Genomic DNA, 15,564 nt, shown 5'->3' on the forward strand with positions numbered 1-15,564 from the left:
CTGCACCCGTTGTTATCCATCGCCGCGCACCAGGTCAGGGATTATGACCCCAATTTTACCCCATTGCCAACCCTCAGAAACCCGGTTTCTTGTCCAGCGGCTCAAAACCCCGTTTCTGCCCAAAAACCATGAGTTACAATAATCCTGAGACTCCCATCACCTGAACCCTCAACCCTGACCATGACCCGGAAACCCAGCCAAAATCAGCCCCAGGGAATCCAAACACCAATCCCCCGTTTCGACATCGATAAAATTTGGGTTCCGGCGACCTGGAATGAGTACCTACGTGTTTTGGAAGACTCCGCCCAGGTCAAATCCAATGGCTATTATACTCATGGGCGAATGCAAGTGGAGATGCAACTTCCCGTCAGCTTCGATCATCGTCACAATCAAGGAATTATTGCCCTAGCTATCAATCTTTATGACATTCTCAACGGCATTCCATTTACGGTGTTAAACAACTGTTCCTTATTCCCTAAGGGCGAAATCGACAGTCTCTTAACCAGGTTTGAACCGCTTGTCCGACAGCCCCTTGACTACTCTCACGGGGGGGACTAACAATCCCCGGTTCGGGATAGTCCCCGAGGCTGGAAAATAGGGACACTAACCACCAACCCTCTTCATTTTGGCTCAGAAAAAGCCAATGAAAATGTTGCAGTTTGACGCTGGTATCTTCGTGGGGTGTTCGTTCTAAGGTGGTGATAAAAACCTGTTCAACCCCTTCAGGAATTGGCTCGTCGAGGGGAAGTGGCTCAAATTCTGGGTTCCCGGCCACTAACACGGTGGTTCGGTTGTTGCGAGGGGCCTGCACCCTCTGCGATCGCCGCAACACCCGATTCATATAGCCGGGTAACTCGGGCAACATCTCCTCAATTAAGGGTTCGAGGGCGGTGGGACAGCCTTGAACTGGGGTGGCCAGTAGCCCCCAAGTTAGGAGAATCCCCCCCAGTCTCGCGATTCGTTGCCCTTGAACCATGGCGTTATCCCATTGCGTCTTTGAGGGCATTTTGGGTCATGGAGGCGATCGCCTGATCGCTGGCTTTGGGCAGATGATAGTAGGTTCCACCGGCGGTTTCGGCGAGTTCCTTGGCAAATCCCGTGGAGACGAAACGGCTTTCGGTATTGACGACTAATAACTGAATCCCCAAGGCGCGAATCCGTCCGGCGATGTCCAGTAATTCGGCTTTGATGTCGGGTTTTTCGTTGGGGTCAATGTCTTCGCCGAGCGATCGCGCCAGAGGAATGTTCCCCCGGCCGTCGGTGATAGCAACAATCGCCGTTTGTCCCACATCTCCCGATTGCTGGGCGTTGAGACAGACGCGCACCGCTTGGGTTAAGCCATGGGCTAAGGGCGACCCACCACCGCAGGGCATCCGTTCGAGGCGACGGCGGGCCTGGGTGATGGAGCGGGTGGGGGGAAGCAAGACTTCCGCTTGTTCGCCCCGGAAGGGAATCAGGGACACTTGATCGCGACTCTGATAGGCTTCGGTTAAGAGTTGAATGACCGCCCCTTTGGCCGACTGCATCCGGTTTAAGGCCATGGACCCCGACGCATCGACGAGGAACACCACTAAGGCCCCGGCTTTGCGGGCTAGGCGTTTGGCTCGGAGGTCGCTTTGTTCGACGATGACGGTACGGTTGGGGTCTCGGAGACGGCGGGCTTTTTGGTAAGGAGCGGCGGCCCGCAGGGTGGCATCGACGGCTACTCGTCGGACTTTGCCCTGGGGCAGAATGGGTTTGATATAGCGGCCGCGATCGTCGGAGATGATGAGACTGCGACTACCGGAGTTGCCGGCCCGTTGCATGGTTTGGGCGAAGTTCATCACTTCGGGGTCGAGGATGACGCCTTCGGGGTCGAAGACAAATTCTTCGGGGATATCGGGGGTTTGGTCTTCGGGCTGTTCGAGGTCTTCTTCGTCTTCGTCGTTGTCCTCCTCGTTCTCATCGTTGTCCTGGGGGTCGTTGTCGTCCTCATCCTGGGGCGATTCTGGGGGCGGAGGCGGGGGGGGTTGTTGTTCTTCTTCCGGGGGCGTTTGCACCACGGTAGAGCGCGGTACGATGACGAGTTCCACGGCTCGGCGCAGGTCGTCGGCGTTAACGTCGGTGCGACCTTCGAGGGCGGCGGCGGCTTGGGCGACACGCAGGGCGAAGAGTTCGGCGCGATGGCCTTGGACGACTCCCCGGATAGACTCGTTGACGAGATATTGGATTTGTTCGGGTTTGACGTTAACGTCTTGCAGCCATTCTCGGGCTAGGAGGATTTGGGTTTTGAGTCCGTCGATGTCGTCGTCGAATTGTTTGAGGAAGTCGTCGGGGGATTTGGCGTAGTTTAAGACTTGTTGGACGGCTTCGACGCGCATATCGAGTCCGAGGACGCGATCGGCTGAGAGGGTCATGGCGATGCGATCGAGCAGGTGTTCGCGCAGGGGACCTTCTTGGGGGTTGTAGGTGGCGATGAGGAGGGGTTTACAGGGATGTTGGACGCTGATTCCTTCCCGCTCGATGATGTTGCGACCTTCGGTGAGAACGCTGAGGAGCAGGTTGGCGATTTCCGTGTCGAGGAGGTTGATTTCATCGACGTAGAGAACGCCGCGATGGGCTTTGGCGAGGAGTCCGGGTTGGAAGACGGGTTCGCCTTTTTGCACGGATTGTTCCACGTCGACGGACCCCAGGAGCCGGTCTTCGGTGACGTTGAGGGGGATTTGGACGAAGGGGGCGGCGATGACTTGGGTGTTGAGGTCGCTGATGTCGTCGGGGTTATCGTGGCTGCGGTGGGCGTAATGTTCGAGGGCGATGTCGTCCCATTCTTCGGGGCGGGTGGGGTCGCAGTTACTGATGGACTCGGTGAGGACTTCGATGGGGGGAAGTAGGGCGTGCAAGGCCCGAGCCATGACGGATTTGGCGGTTCCTCGTCGGCCGGCGATCGCCACTCCACCGACGCCGGGGTCAACGGCGGACAACAGGAGTGCGATTTTGATGGCTTCTTGGCCAATGACGGCACTCAGGGGGAAGGTTGTTCGGGGGGCGGTGGTGAGGGCTGGCGCTGACATAGGAGCGGTTTGGGGGGTGTGGATGCCTATAGTGCTTGCTTTAGTGATCGTACACTGTGATGGGAATGAGGGGAATGGTTTGGGGGCGATCGGCTGGTGGGGTTTGGCGTTTGGGTTGATGGCTTGCGGCCTCAATCCCTGGCTGGAAAATGGGATTTTTTAGATGCTTCAGTTAGGACGACAGTCAGGGGTTTGGGAGACACCTCTTAGGCATCGGGTGTTGAGCGCGAAGTGTTGTCCTAGTTCTTGTGTCATTTATTAGGGTGCTGAGGGTCAGTCCCGCGATGTCCCAGAGGTGAGACACTGAGGAATTGAGGAATTGCAAGCAGAAAAAACCGCCCTAAATGGGGCGGCTGATTTAACGGAACTTCATTTTATTCTATAGAGAAAAAATCTTCGGCAAGCTGTTCCCAGAACTGAGTCTGGGTAATGTTGTGCGCAGCACAGTATTCCCGCACCTTTTCATCTAGTTTGGCGTCTAACCTAAAGCTGAAACTGTTTCGGCTCTTGGTTCCCGCGAATTGGTTGATTCCCTTGGGGTTTCGAGGTGGAATTTTTTTCTTAGCCATCTGTCCCATTAACTACGGTTTCCTTAATCCTAGCACGCAAGGTTATGAACTTTTGTTAGTTTCAATCCCTAAAAGGGATTATGAGGAATTGCAAGTGCAGCGGGGGGAATACTTTGAGGAGGCGACGGATGGTTTCAATCCCTAAAAGGGATTATGAGGAATTGCAAGAAATCAGCATTCAGAAACTTTGGAGTTAGTGTTGCTCAGTTTCAATCCCTAAAAGGGATTATGGGGAATTGCAAGCCTTGAATACGAGGATTAGTCAACCCCTCAAACCCAGTTTCAATCCCTAAAAGGGATTATGAGGAATTGCAAGAAAAATCTGGAGCAACTGGAGAGTGCAACCAGACTTGTTTCAATCCCTAAAAGGGATTATGAGGAATTGCAAGTAGAAGCGATTGAGAGCCAAAGCCCTGGTGCAATCAATGTTTCAATCCCTAAAAGGGATTATGAGGAATTGCAAGGAGTGGTGGCAGATTTTGGGATGCTTTCCCACAGCAAAGTTTCAATCCCTAAAAGGGATTATGAGGAATTGCAAGTGCAAGGTTTATCTTATTCAGCAAATCAATCTTCTCAAGCAAGTTTCAATCCCTAAAAGGGATTATGAGGAATTGCAAGCAATCGAGCGAGTTCCTTTGCCTTTTCTATTTTTTGTTTCAATCCCTAAAAGGGATTATGAGGAATTGCAAGCCAATACCAGCAGGAAGAGAAGCGTCACAATCAGCAGCAACGTTTCAATCCCTAAAAGGGATTATGAGGAATTGCAAGGGCGCTTCTCTCAGCAGGGGGGGCTGCTGGCGTTTGGTTTCAATCCCTAAAAGGGATTATGAGGAATTGCAAGGTTTTCGACGCCCCGATAGGCGCACTGCTAGGGGTTTCAATCCCTAAAAGGGATTATGAGGAATTGCAAGTGAAATCTATCAGCCAGGCATGGAGTTGATTGAGCCAAAGTTTCAATCCCTAAAAGGGATTATGAGGAATTGCAAGCTTCGATTTGCTGTATTTCACCTGGACGGGGGAAGGTGGCGTTTCAATCCCTAAAAGGGATTATGAGGAATTGCAAGAAGCGGGGCAGATGTTGGGGAACTTTTCCTTTGAGGTTTCAATCCCTAAAAGGGATTATGAGGAATTGCAAGACAAAACATTGTTCCGTTTTGCGGTGCTGGTGGCTGAGTTTCAATCCCTAAAAGGGATTATGAGGAATTGCAAGACGATTTTGGTAAGAAATTTGTATACACAACCGACGCCGTTGCAATCCCTAAAAGGGATTATGAGGAATTGCAAGCGCGTCTTTGTCCTCTAATCCTGTTGTGCCTTCATCAGTTTCAATCCCTAAAAGGGATTATGAGGAATTGCAAGCGACTATTCCTTTGAGTAGTGCGGCGGTATCTGAAGTGTTTCAATCCCTAAAAGGGATTATGAGGAATTGCAAGGTGTCCGAGTCTCCCAAAGGGGCGGTATGGGTAGCACAGTTTCAATCCCTAAAAGGGATTATGAGGAATTGCAAGTTGATGGTCATCTTGGCCGGTCTTCTCGGGTATCGTTTCAATCCCTAAAAGGGATTATGAGGAATTGCAAGAGCTACGGGATCTTGCCAGACTTACCCGCGTCTCCCAAGTTTCAATCCCTAAAAGGGATTATGAGGAATTGCAAGTCACCGGCGACCCCGTCATGCTTGAAGCCTATCGGTTTCAATCCCTAAAAGGGATTATGAGGAATTGCAAGTCTAAAGCATTCGAATTCTAAAGCTAGAAAATCTTGTTTCAATCCCTAAAAGGGATTATGAGGAATTGCAAGGCGCCCAGGTGGTGATTGTCTGCCAGAAGTATACGTTTCAATCCCTAAAAGGGATTATGAGGAATTGCAAGGGGGCTAAGGCGGCGTGGGTTGCGCGAATCACCGGTTTCAATCCCTAAAAGGGATTATGAGGAATTGCAAGGTTGAGAAGGGAACTACAGGGGTGTTAGAAGGGCTTGTTTCAATCCCTAAAAGGGATTATGAGGAATTGCAAGTGTTGATGCGATCGCTTTTGAAGTCGTTGACTCCAGTTTCAATCCCTAAAAGGGATTATGAGGAATTGCAAGCAGAAAAACTATGTTCTTTTTTGAAATGCCTCCAGGTTTCAATCCCTAAAAGGGATTATGAGGAATTGCAAGGGACATAACGCTGTCTTGGCGGTCTTGCCGACCGGCGGAGGCAAGTTTCAATCCCTAAAAGGGATTATGAGGAATTGCAAGGTCCCTACGTTGCCCGGTATGGGGTTGATGTTGGGGGTTTCAATCCCTAAAAGGGATTATGAGGAATTGCAAGGTGTCATAAGCAAGAAAAAAGGGGTCGTAGCCCCTCGTTTCAATCCCTAAAAGGGATTATGAGGAATTGCAAGACTGCAACTCTCAACTTTAGCGTCCCGGTAGTAGAGTTTCAATCCCTAAAAGGGATTATGAGGAATTGCAAGGGGGCCGGGCGAACTCAAAATGGAAAAACCGGCCCTTCGTTTCAATCCCTAAAAGGGATTATGAGGAATTGCAAGCCTATGACCAAGAAAATTACTGACCCCACGGTTTACGTTTCAATCCCTAAAAGGGATTATGAGGAATTGCAAGGTGCCATGAACATAGACGTTTCCGGAGTGCCTTTTGTTTCAATCCCTAAAAGGGATTATGAGGAATTGCAAGTCCGCCGCAGCATTTCCCAATTATCTCGCACTTGCCGTTTCAATCCCTAAAAGGGATTATGAGGAATTGCAAGTTGGAAAACGCGATCGCGGAACTACCCCCAGAAGGTTTCAATCCCTAAAAGGGATTATGAGGAATTGCAAGCCTATGCGTAGCCAAGGGGTTGCGTAGAGACTCGGGTTGTTTCAATCCCTAAAAGGGATTATGAGGAATTGCAAGAGTAGTGTTGACGGAGAATTCGCACTGCCATGCTCCGGTTTCAATCCCTAAAAGGGATTATGAGGAATTGCAAGAGAGCGTTGACCTCACCGTCGCTACCGTGGCGGCCCAGTTTCAATCCCTAAAAGGGATTATGAGGAATTGCAAGAGTTTCGGGTTCCAACCCCCTTAGTTTGCACAATTTCGGGCAGACTTTGTTTCAATCCCTAAAAGGGATTATGAGGAATTGCAAGCTGCCATTCCCTGGGGCTATCGCTGGAGATATTCGTTTCAATCCCTAAAAGGGATTATGAGGAATTGCAAGTTGACGGGGCCTGATGGAGTTGACCCGGGCTATCCCGTTTCAATCCCTAAAAGGGATTATGAGGAATTGCAAGCTTCCGTTTGCAAACTCGCTGCTGGATAGAATCTGGGCGAGTTTCAATCCCTAAAAGGGATTATGAGGAATTGCAAGATGCCACTAAAGCGCAAAAAATTGCGGTCAAAGTGCCAGTGCCCATAAAGTTTCAATCCCTAAAAGGGATTATGAGGAATTGCAAGGGTGGTTAAACCACAAATCTGTGACCGTGACGTACGTTTCAATCCCTAAAAGGGATTATGAGGAATTGCAAGCCCCAATACTGGCGGTGCTGGCAATCGTGTCCCCTCGTTTCAATCCCTAAAAGGGATTATGAGGAATTGCAAGCCGCTATGAGATTTGCCATAAGCGAGAACCCCTGGTTTCAATCCCTAAAAGGGATTATGAGGAATTGCAAGAATCGGAACTTTGAGGTGGGGGTCGTAAGCTGATGGTTTCAATCCCTAAAAGGGATTATGAGGAATTGCAAGCTTTTCCTGATTTTGGGCGGGCTTTTTTATCGGGTTTCAATCCCTAAAAGGGATTATGAGGAATTGCAAGTTGCTTCATACTCGCCTTAGTGTGTTACAATATTTCCAGGTTTCAATCCCTAAAAGGGATTATGAGGAATTGCAAGGGCCCCCTTCCAGAACCCTGACACTATGCAGTTTTCAAGGTGCATTTGCGCGAGACCCCCTGATTCTAACACCCATTGATCGAAAAACGCAAGCCCTTGCATATCAAAAACCTCCAAAATCCTTTCCCAGACAGACATCGCGAATTTGCGCGACACTTACAATGTACTGCAACCCCTAAAACCCAGTCCCCATGAGGGGTTCAGCCATTTTTTTGCAAAACTCGCTCAAACAGCTCCCCCCTCGCGCAAACTCCCTACGACACACGTCCCTCTTGAAGACGACGCATATTCAACACATCACTCATCTGGCGGATTTGCGCAAAGGTGCGATCCAACTGCCCGAGATCCCGAATCCCAATCCCCAAATCAATCATCGCCGGTTTCCCCTGCGTTGTCCGCACCTGGGCACTATGCACATTAATATTGTTGTCCTTCAACCGGGACAAAATATCATTGAGAACCCCAACCCGATCCAACACCTCAATCGAAATATCCACCGGATACGTCGGCGGCCGGCTGGTTTCCCCTTGACTGTTCCAACTCACGGGAACCAACCGTTCTCCCGGAACCGAACTGACATTATTACAATGCTGATTGTGAATCGAGATACCCCGATCGCCCCGAGTCACCACCCCAATAATCGGCTCTCCCGGCACCGGCTTGCAACAACCCGCCAGATGGTACACCATCCCCTCAATCCCAGCAATGGGAAACTTACCATTGGACTTCGACTGATCCGGAATCGCCTTATTCAGCAACGATACTGTGGTTTGGTCGAAACTCGTCACCTCCGGCGGCGTTTGTTGCACCTTCACCGTATCTTGCAAACGGTTCACCACCTGATTCAGCGTCACCTCACCATAGCCAACCGCCGCCAACAAATCCTCCACACTGTGATAATTACAGCGTTCAGCCACCGTCTTCATCGGTTCCGACTTCAGCAACGCCTCAAAGCCACTTTTACCCAACTCTTTCTCTAACATCTCCCGGCCGCGGGCCACATTCTCATCCCGGTGCGATCGCTTGTACCATTGACGAATCCGGTTACGAGCGCTGGGTGTCATCACAAAGTTGAGCCAATCCAAACTGGGATGACTATTCTTTTGGGTAATAATCTCCACAATACTGCCATTGTGCAAGCGACTATCGAGCGGCACAATCCGCCCATCCACTTTTGCCCCAGCGCAGTGATTCCCCACTTCCGTATGGATGCGGTAAGCAAAATCCACGGGAGTTGCCCCCTGCTTCAACGCCACCACATCGCCATTGGGGGTAAACACATAGACATCATCCTCAAACAAATTGTCCTTGATGCTGTCGAGATATTCCTGGGCATCTTTTAAGTCATGTTGCCAATCTAACAATTGCCGCAGCCAGGTGAATTTCTCATCTTCAGCCGTCCATTGACTTTGAATGGAACCGGATTCCTTATACTTCCAATGAGCAGCAATCCCGTACTCCGCCACATGGTGCATTTCAGCGGTGCGAATTTGCACTTCAATCGGTCGCCCACTTTTGCCAATTACTCCCGTATGCAAGGATTGGTAGCGGTTGGGTTTGGGTAGGCCAATATAGTCCTTAAACCGTCCGGGAATGGGGTTAAAGGCATCATGGACGATCGCCAAGGCCCGATAGCATTCATCATTACTATTGACAATCACCCGCACGGCGGCAATATCATAAATCTCGGTAAAGTCCTTCTGTTGTCGCTGCATCTTGGTGTAAATCCCATAGAGATGCTTGGGACGACCGCTGACTTCAAAATTGCTGATCCCCACCGCTTGCAACCGTTCACTTAAGGTTGAGGCCACCGCCTGAATCCGAGTTTCGCGATCGCCCCGTTTGTCGGCCACCAAATCCCGAATGCGAGCGTAAGCTTCCCCATCGAGATACTTAAAGGATAAATCCTCCAACTCCCATTTCAAACGTCCAATCCCCAGCCGGTTCGCTAGGGGTGCAAAAATTTCTAACGTCTCCTGGGCAATCCGTTTTTGTTTCGCCGGGGGCAAATGGGTTAAGGTACGCATATTATGAAGGCGATCAGCCAGCTTAACCACGATCACCCGAATATCTTGGGCCATGGCCAAAAACATTCGCCGGAAGTTCTCCGCCTGGCGTTCAGTTTTACTCGAAAAGTTGAATTTCGAGAGTTTCGTCACCCCTTCAACCAACCGCCGCACTTCTTCCCCGAAGTGTATCTCCAACTCTTCCGGGGTGATGTCCGTATCCTCAACCACATCATGCAAGAACCCAGCGGCGATGGTGGCCCCATTTCCCCCTAAATCCCGCAGTAACCCCGCAACCGCCACCGGATGGGCGATATAGGGTTCTCCCGACGCACGACATTGTCCCTCATGGAGTTCATAGCCAAATTGAAACGCTCGCCGGACTAAATCCACCTCCTCGGGGCTAAGATTAGCCAGTAAGCCATGGGGATCACGGCCTTCGAGGGCGGCTTTTAGCCAATCGGGGACATCAATTGAAAAGTCAAAGCGACAGGTGGCAGATACTACGTTCATAATGGTTTCACTGTTTCGAGCGATCGCAGATTAAGGGGAAAAATAGAAATGGAACTCAGATAACGTTCATAATGGTTTCACTGTTTCGAGCGATCGCAGATTAAGGGGAAAAATAGAAATGGAACTCAGATTCAGGTCAACACTCTCCCTGAATCAAAAGGCTATGGGATATCCCTCAATTCTGAAGCTTCTACTGTATCGACAGGTCAACACTCTCCCTGAATCAAAAGGCTATGGGATATCCCTCAATTCTGAAGCTTCTACTGTATCGTAGAATACAGAATTTGTCGGGATTTGCCGTGACAAATCTGAGCGGAGATAAGGAAGACCCCGCGATCGCCCACAGATGCGATCGCAGAGAAACAAGAATCCGAACCGAGTTTTAACTGCTAATTATGGAGCCAGTTCGCCGTTTCGGGACGACGTTCACAATGTCTTAATTTTTTTAAGAAATGGCTTAACCTAATTGTAGCAACCTACACTCATTTTTGGTAGCCCCCATGTCAACGAATCCTTACCTGGAGCTACAGGAGCGACTGCGCCGCCTAGAGACCCGCGAGGCCAACCCCCCCCTAACGGTGCAGGTTAGCAACCTACAACAGTGGTTTCAGCAGACCCTCCTCAGTCCCGAGAGTGATCGCCCCCAATCGGAACAGTCCCTGCTAGTGGAACTGCACAAACAACTACGCCTCCTGGCCACCGACGCCGCCTTTCTGCAATCAGCCAAAACCCCACCAACCCAACAACAGCGACAGCAACAGATGGGCGATCGCCTCAGCACCCTGCAACGCTACTGCAACCATTTACTCAATCCCGAGGACAAGACATAATAGACAACGCAATTCCCACACCACCGTTCACCGTTCGCTGCTTATGCAATCTCCCAAAGCCCGCCAGATCACCCTGCAAGAGACTAATCTTGAACCCGGACTCCCCGCCCAGCATTGTCCCGAAACCGGAGGCGTTTGGATCGAGCGAGAGGACTACGAACAGTGGTGTCAAGAGCATCCCCCAGAAGACCTCAGCCCAGAAGATCTCAGCCAACGCCTAGCCAACTTAGAGTTTACCCCCGCCCCAGAAGACAGCAAAGCCGCCCTCTGTCCTCAAAGCGGCAAAATCCTCATTCGCGCCCGCGTCGATGCCCCTCAGCCCTTTTATATCGAGCGTTCTCCCCAAACCGGTGGCATTTGGCTCGATCGCGGCGAATGGGAAGTTCTCAAGGACCTCAGCCTACACAATCAACTTGATCGCCTCTTTTCCGCCGATTGGAAAGCCCAACTCCGAGAAAAAACTCAAGTCGATCGCCAACGAACCGCCATCATCGACAAACTCGGGGAACCCCTAGCCCAAAAAGTCATTAAACTCGCCGACGAACTCCGTCAACATCCCAACGGCGACTTCGGCGTCTCCTATCTCACCCAAATCGTCATCAACAGTCAAGGATAATGGACAATTAACAATGGACAGTGGACAATGGAGTTCTCCTTGATTGCCTACCGCAGCGATGCGTTCCGGCAGTTTTGAATGGGTGGGCCTAGGTGCACAACCCTCACTGATGCCGGAACACATCCTACCGCTATTGCCTACTGCCTACTGCCCAGGGCGACCACAAGGGTAAGCCCCTACGTCTTTTCTGTTCCCTGTTCCCTGTTCCCTGTTGCCTTCTTCCCCCCTTGACCCTACTTCACATCGACCAACTACGGATAGCCTATCCCCAAACCGACCCCAACGAGCCTCTCACCTGGGCCGTTGACGATGTCTCCTTCCAACTTGCCCCCAGCGATCGCCTGGGAGTGGTGGGCGAGTCGGGCTGTGGGAAATCCACCTTAGGACGGGCCTTTATGGGACTTTTACCAGAAGGAAGTCATATCGAAGGCGATATCCGCTTTCAGGGCCAGTCCGTTCTCTCCCGAACCCCTCAGCAGTTGCGGCAATTTCGGGGGGAGGAGATCGCCCTGATCTTCCAAGACCCCATGACGCGCCTTAATCCCCTCATGACCATCGGGGATCACTGCATCGAAACCCTGCGGGCCCATCGTCCCAAGATGAGTTTCAAAGATGCCAAAACCCAGGCCCTAGAAACCCTAAACGCCGTCAAAATCCCCGGAAATCGCTGGAGTCAATATCCCCATGAGTTTAGCGGAGGAATGCGTCAGCGGGTGGCGATCGCCCTGGCCCTACTCCTAAACCCCAAACTCATTATCGCCGACGAACCCACCACCAGCCTCGATGTCACCGTCTCGGCGGAGATTCTCGACGAACTCATGGGCCTGTGTCAAGACAACGACTTGGCTCTGATGCTGATTTCCCATGACATCGCCTTAGTGGGGGAATACTGCGATCGCATTGCCATTATGACCGAGGGCAAAATCGTCGAAACCGGCAACACCGAGCAAATTCTCCAATCCCCCCAACATCCCTACAGTCAATCCCTCCTCAACGCCGTCCGCGAACTGCAAGAGGTGCAACCGCCTCCCCCTCCCGATCCTACCTCCTCAATCTCCCCTCTCTTGCAAGTCGAGAACCTGCAACAGCATTACAGCCTAGAGCAAAATATCATCGAACGGCTGTTCCGAAAAGGGAAGCCAGAAACCATCAAAGCCGTCGATAACGTCAACTTAAGCCTCTATCCCGGCGAAATTCTCGGATTAGTGGGAGAATCCGGCTGTGGGAAATCCACCCTCTCCCGAACCATCCTGCAACTGGTGAAACCTACCGCCGGGCGAGTGTCCTTTCTCGGGCAAGATTTAGGACAACTCTCTCCCGAGACGCTACGGCAACAACGGCGACAGATGCAGATGATTTTCCAAGATCCCCACGCCTGTCTCAACCCCATGATGACGGTGGGCGATAGCATCGCCGATCCCCTGATTATTCATGGACTCGCCAAAGGCAAGGCCGCCCAGCAGCAAGTTTACAATCTCTTGGAACGGGTGGGACTCACCCCCCCCGAAACTTACGCCCGCCGCTATCCTCGGGAACTCTCTGGCGGACAACAGCAACGGGTGGCGATCGCCCGGGCCCTCATTACTCATCCCAAGTTAATCGTCTGTGACGAACCGGTGAGTATGCTAGATGCCAATGTTCAGGCCCAGGTATTGAGTTTAATGAAAGACCTCAAAGCCGAATTTGACCTCACCTACTTATTTATTACCCATGACTTATGGGTGGCTCGCTTTTTGTGCGATCGCATCGCCGTCATGAACCAAGGGCAAATCGTCGAACTCGCTCCCACCGAAGACCTATTTCGGAATCCTCAACATCCCTATACTCAAACCCTCCTCAACGCCGCCCTAAGCGTTAAGTCTCCTGCCTGATCTCTCCCCCAATCTCCATTGAGAGATTGCTGTTATGAACCTAGAAACGCGCAAAAATCTAACCCGCCCTAGACGCATCCTCTCCATTGACGGGGGCGGAATTCGAGGCGTTATTGCCGCTGAAATTCTCTTAAAAATTGAGGACATTCTCTGTAACCGAGACACCCCCTGGAATTGCCTCGCCGATTACTTTGACTTAATTGGGGGAACCAGTACTGGCTCCATTTTAGCCTCAGCCCTAGCGATGGGGATGAGGGTTCAAGATATCCTAGACTTATACGTGAATCATGGCCATGATATCTTTAGCCCCAATGTCTTTTGGAAACGATGGTTATTTTCAAGATATAAAAGCCAACCTCTAGAGCGGAGGCTGAAAGACCTGTTTGGCGATAAAACTCTAGACTCTAACGAGTTAAAAACCTTTCTAGCCATTGTCAGCAAAAATGCTACCACTGCACGAAACTACTTTTTTATCAATCATCCCGATAATCGATTTTATGACGATAACCAATCTCTTCCCCTCTGGCAATTAATTCGTGCGAGTACCGCCGCCCCCAGCTTTTTTCCGCCTCAAAGCATGACCGTCAAGACCCACGGTAAGAAGCATGACTATGAATTTATTGACGGGGGGATGAGTATGTTCAATAATCCCGGCTTTCAACTGTTTGTAGAAGCGACTCAGCCTCAATACAGAATTTGTTGGAAAACCGGCGCCGACAACCTCTTACTGGTTTCCATCGGAACTGGCTTTTCCTCGAATACGATTGCTTTTGAACGAGCAAAACGCCACACCATTCTGAATTGGGCACCCTATGCCATTGGAACCTTGATGGAAGATGCTAGTGTGCAGCAAAACTTTATCATGGGATTGATTGGCACCACTCCCCCGGAACTGCAACGGCGAATGGATGATGAACTAAGGAATTTATCAATTCCAATTTGTCGAGAGTTGCAAGATTTACAACACTCTGACGCATCCCCTCATGCTACCCAGTTATCCAACCTCCTCACCTATCACCGCTATACAACAGTTTTCAGTGAAACACGCTTTCAAGACCTCAAACTCAAAAGCATCACCCCCAATCAAGTCGCGGCGATGGATGCGGTTGCTCAAATCCCCGCCTTAAAAGAGATTGGCCAGGCGATCGCCGACGAACAAGTCCGCCCCGAATACTTTGATAACTTCCTCCACCCCGATAGTGAGTAGGCATGGATTTCTATTCCCTTGTCTTCCCTCTTTCCCCTCTTGCCTCTTGCCTTTTGCCTTCTTTCCCAATGATTCCATGTTTTTCACTGTTATCATTCCCACCTACAATCGCCTACCAATCTTAAAAAAGTGCCTGCAAGGATTGGCACAGCAACAGCTCAAACTTCCCATTAAAGGCTATGAAGTCATTGTGGTTGATGACGGGTCTGATGATGGAACTTGGGACTGGTTAAACTCCTATCAACCTAAGATGCCTCAGTTGCATTGTTTCCAGCAAACAAATGCCGGCCCCGCCGCCGCTCGTAACCGAGGACTCGACCAAGCCCAAGGAGATATTATTGTCTTTATCGACAGTGATTTAGTTGTGACCGATGGCTTTTTACAAGCTCATGCCCAGGGATTACAACAGGCAATACAACAACTCGGCCATCAACGTCTCTTTACCTATGGAGCCGTCATTAACACCTGTAATTTTGACAATCCCACCGCCGAACCTTACAAACTCACCGACTTTTCTGCCGCCTATTTTGCCACCGGCAATGTAGCTATCCCCAAAGCCCTATTAGATAAAGTTGGCAACTTTGACACCCGATTTAAACACTATGGTTGGGAAGACTTAGAATTGGGCGTTCGACTCAAAAAAATCGGGGTGAAACTCATTAAATGTCCCGAAGCGGCTGGCTATCATTGGAACCCGGCGTTTTCCTTAGAACGATTACCAGCCTTAATCGAGCGAGAACAGCAACGGGCCAAAACGGGGGTGTTGTTCTACCAAAAACATCCCACCTGGGACGTGCGGCTGATGATTCAGATGACCATCTTCCATCGGGCCCTGTGGGGACTCTTATCCTTGCGAGGTTACTTAAACGAACATCGCCTCTCGGGACTGTTGCAATGGCTGATTCAGCGAGGTCAGTCTCAACTGGCCCTAGAAATTGCTCGGATTTTCCTAAATTGGTATCATGTTCAGGCTGTACGGGATGCCTACCGGCAGCTACAATAGCAAACCTCCGCGTCACCCTAACCCCTCACCC

At 50.7% G+C, this 15,564-nt stretch carries 9 protein-coding genes and 1 CRISPR repeat array; of the genes, 6 read left to right on the plus strand and 3 right to left on the minus strand.

Translation table 11 applies throughout. From position 1 onward, the window contains the following. Window positions 1–475: 475 nt before the first annotated feature. A complete protein-coding gene (locus L855_RS03780) occupies window positions 476–1,006 on the minus strand; it encodes a hypothetical protein (protein ID WP_219729860.1) in 531 nt (176 codons plus the stop codon). Further along, window positions 981–3,050: a magnesium chelatase ATPase subunit D gene (gene bchD / locus L855_RS03785; RefSeq protein ID WP_159784350.1), complete on the minus strand. Its 2,070-nt coding sequence runs from the start codon at window positions 3,048–3,050 to the stop codon at window positions 981–983. The genes L855_RS03780 and bchD overlap by 26 nt, the downstream gene beginning before the upstream one ends. Window positions 3,051–3,072: 22 nt before the next feature. Here bchD and L855_RS03790 point away from each other — a divergent pair, with 22 nt between their 5' ends. Continuing rightward, on the plus strand, window positions 3,073–3,213 hold the full coding sequence (locus L855_RS03790) for a hypothetical protein (protein WP_159784353.1): 141 nt from the start codon (window positions 3,073–3,075) through the stop codon (window positions 3,211–3,213). 464 nt (window positions 3,214–3,677) lie between these two features. Continuing rightward, window positions 3,678–7,487: a CRISPR direct-repeat array (repeat unit 37 nt; unit sequence GTTTCAATCCCTAAAAGGGATTATGAGGAATTGCAAG). A gap of 254 nt (window positions 7,488–7,741) precedes the next feature. Here L855_RS03790 and L855_RS03795 read toward each other — a convergent pair. Further along, window positions 7,742–10,006 carry a RelA/SpoT family protein gene (locus L855_RS03795; protein ID WP_159784356.1) on the minus strand — a complete coding sequence of 755 codons (2,265 nt, stop codon included), beginning with the start codon at window positions 10,004–10,006 and terminating at the stop codon, window positions 7,742–7,744. A gap of 500 nt (window positions 10,007–10,506) precedes the next feature. Here L855_RS03795 and patD point away from each other — a divergent pair, with 500 nt between their 5' ends. The 5 genes from patD (at window position 10,507) to L855_RS03820 (ending at window position 15,533) form a co-directional block, all read left to right on the plus strand. Beyond that, window positions 10,507–10,836 (plus strand): heterocyst frequency control protein PatD, encoded by a 330-nt coding sequence (gene patD, locus L855_RS03800; protein ID WP_159784359.1) that lies wholly within the window; start codon window positions 10,507–10,509, stop codon window positions 10,834–10,836. A 43-nt stretch (window positions 10,837–10,879) separates the two neighbouring features. Continuing rightward, window positions 10,880–11,452 (plus strand): TFIIB-type zinc ribbon-containing protein, encoded by a 573-nt coding sequence (locus L855_RS03805; RefSeq protein ID WP_159784362.1) that lies wholly within the window; start codon window positions 10,880–10,882, stop codon window positions 11,450–11,452. Between the two features lie 227 nt (window positions 11,453–11,679). Beyond that, window positions 11,680–13,323 (plus strand): dipeptide ABC transporter ATP-binding protein, encoded by a 1,644-nt coding sequence (locus tag L855_RS03810; protein WP_159784365.1) that lies wholly within the window; start codon window positions 11,680–11,682, stop codon window positions 13,321–13,323. A 34-nt stretch (window positions 13,324–13,357) separates the two neighbouring features. Next, the gene (locus L855_RS03815; protein WP_159784368.1) at window positions 13,358–14,530 is read left to right on the plus strand and encodes a patatin-like phospholipase family protein; all 1,173 of its coding nucleotides are present in this window, start codon (window positions 13,358–13,360) and stop codon (window positions 14,528–14,530) included. Between the two features lie 76 nt (window positions 14,531–14,606). Beyond that, window positions 14,607–15,533, plus strand: coding sequence for a glycosyltransferase family 2 protein (locus L855_RS03820; RefSeq protein WP_159784371.1), 927 nt, complete (start codon window positions 14,607–14,609; stop codon window positions 15,531–15,533). The last annotated feature ends 31 nt before the right edge of the window (window positions 15,534–15,564 follow it).

The organism is Sodalinema gerasimenkoae IPPAS B-353 (genome assembly GCF_009846485.1).
GTDB lineage: Bacteria > Cyanobacteriota > Cyanobacteriia > Cyanobacteriales > Geitlerinemataceae > Sodalinema > Sodalinema gerasimenkoae.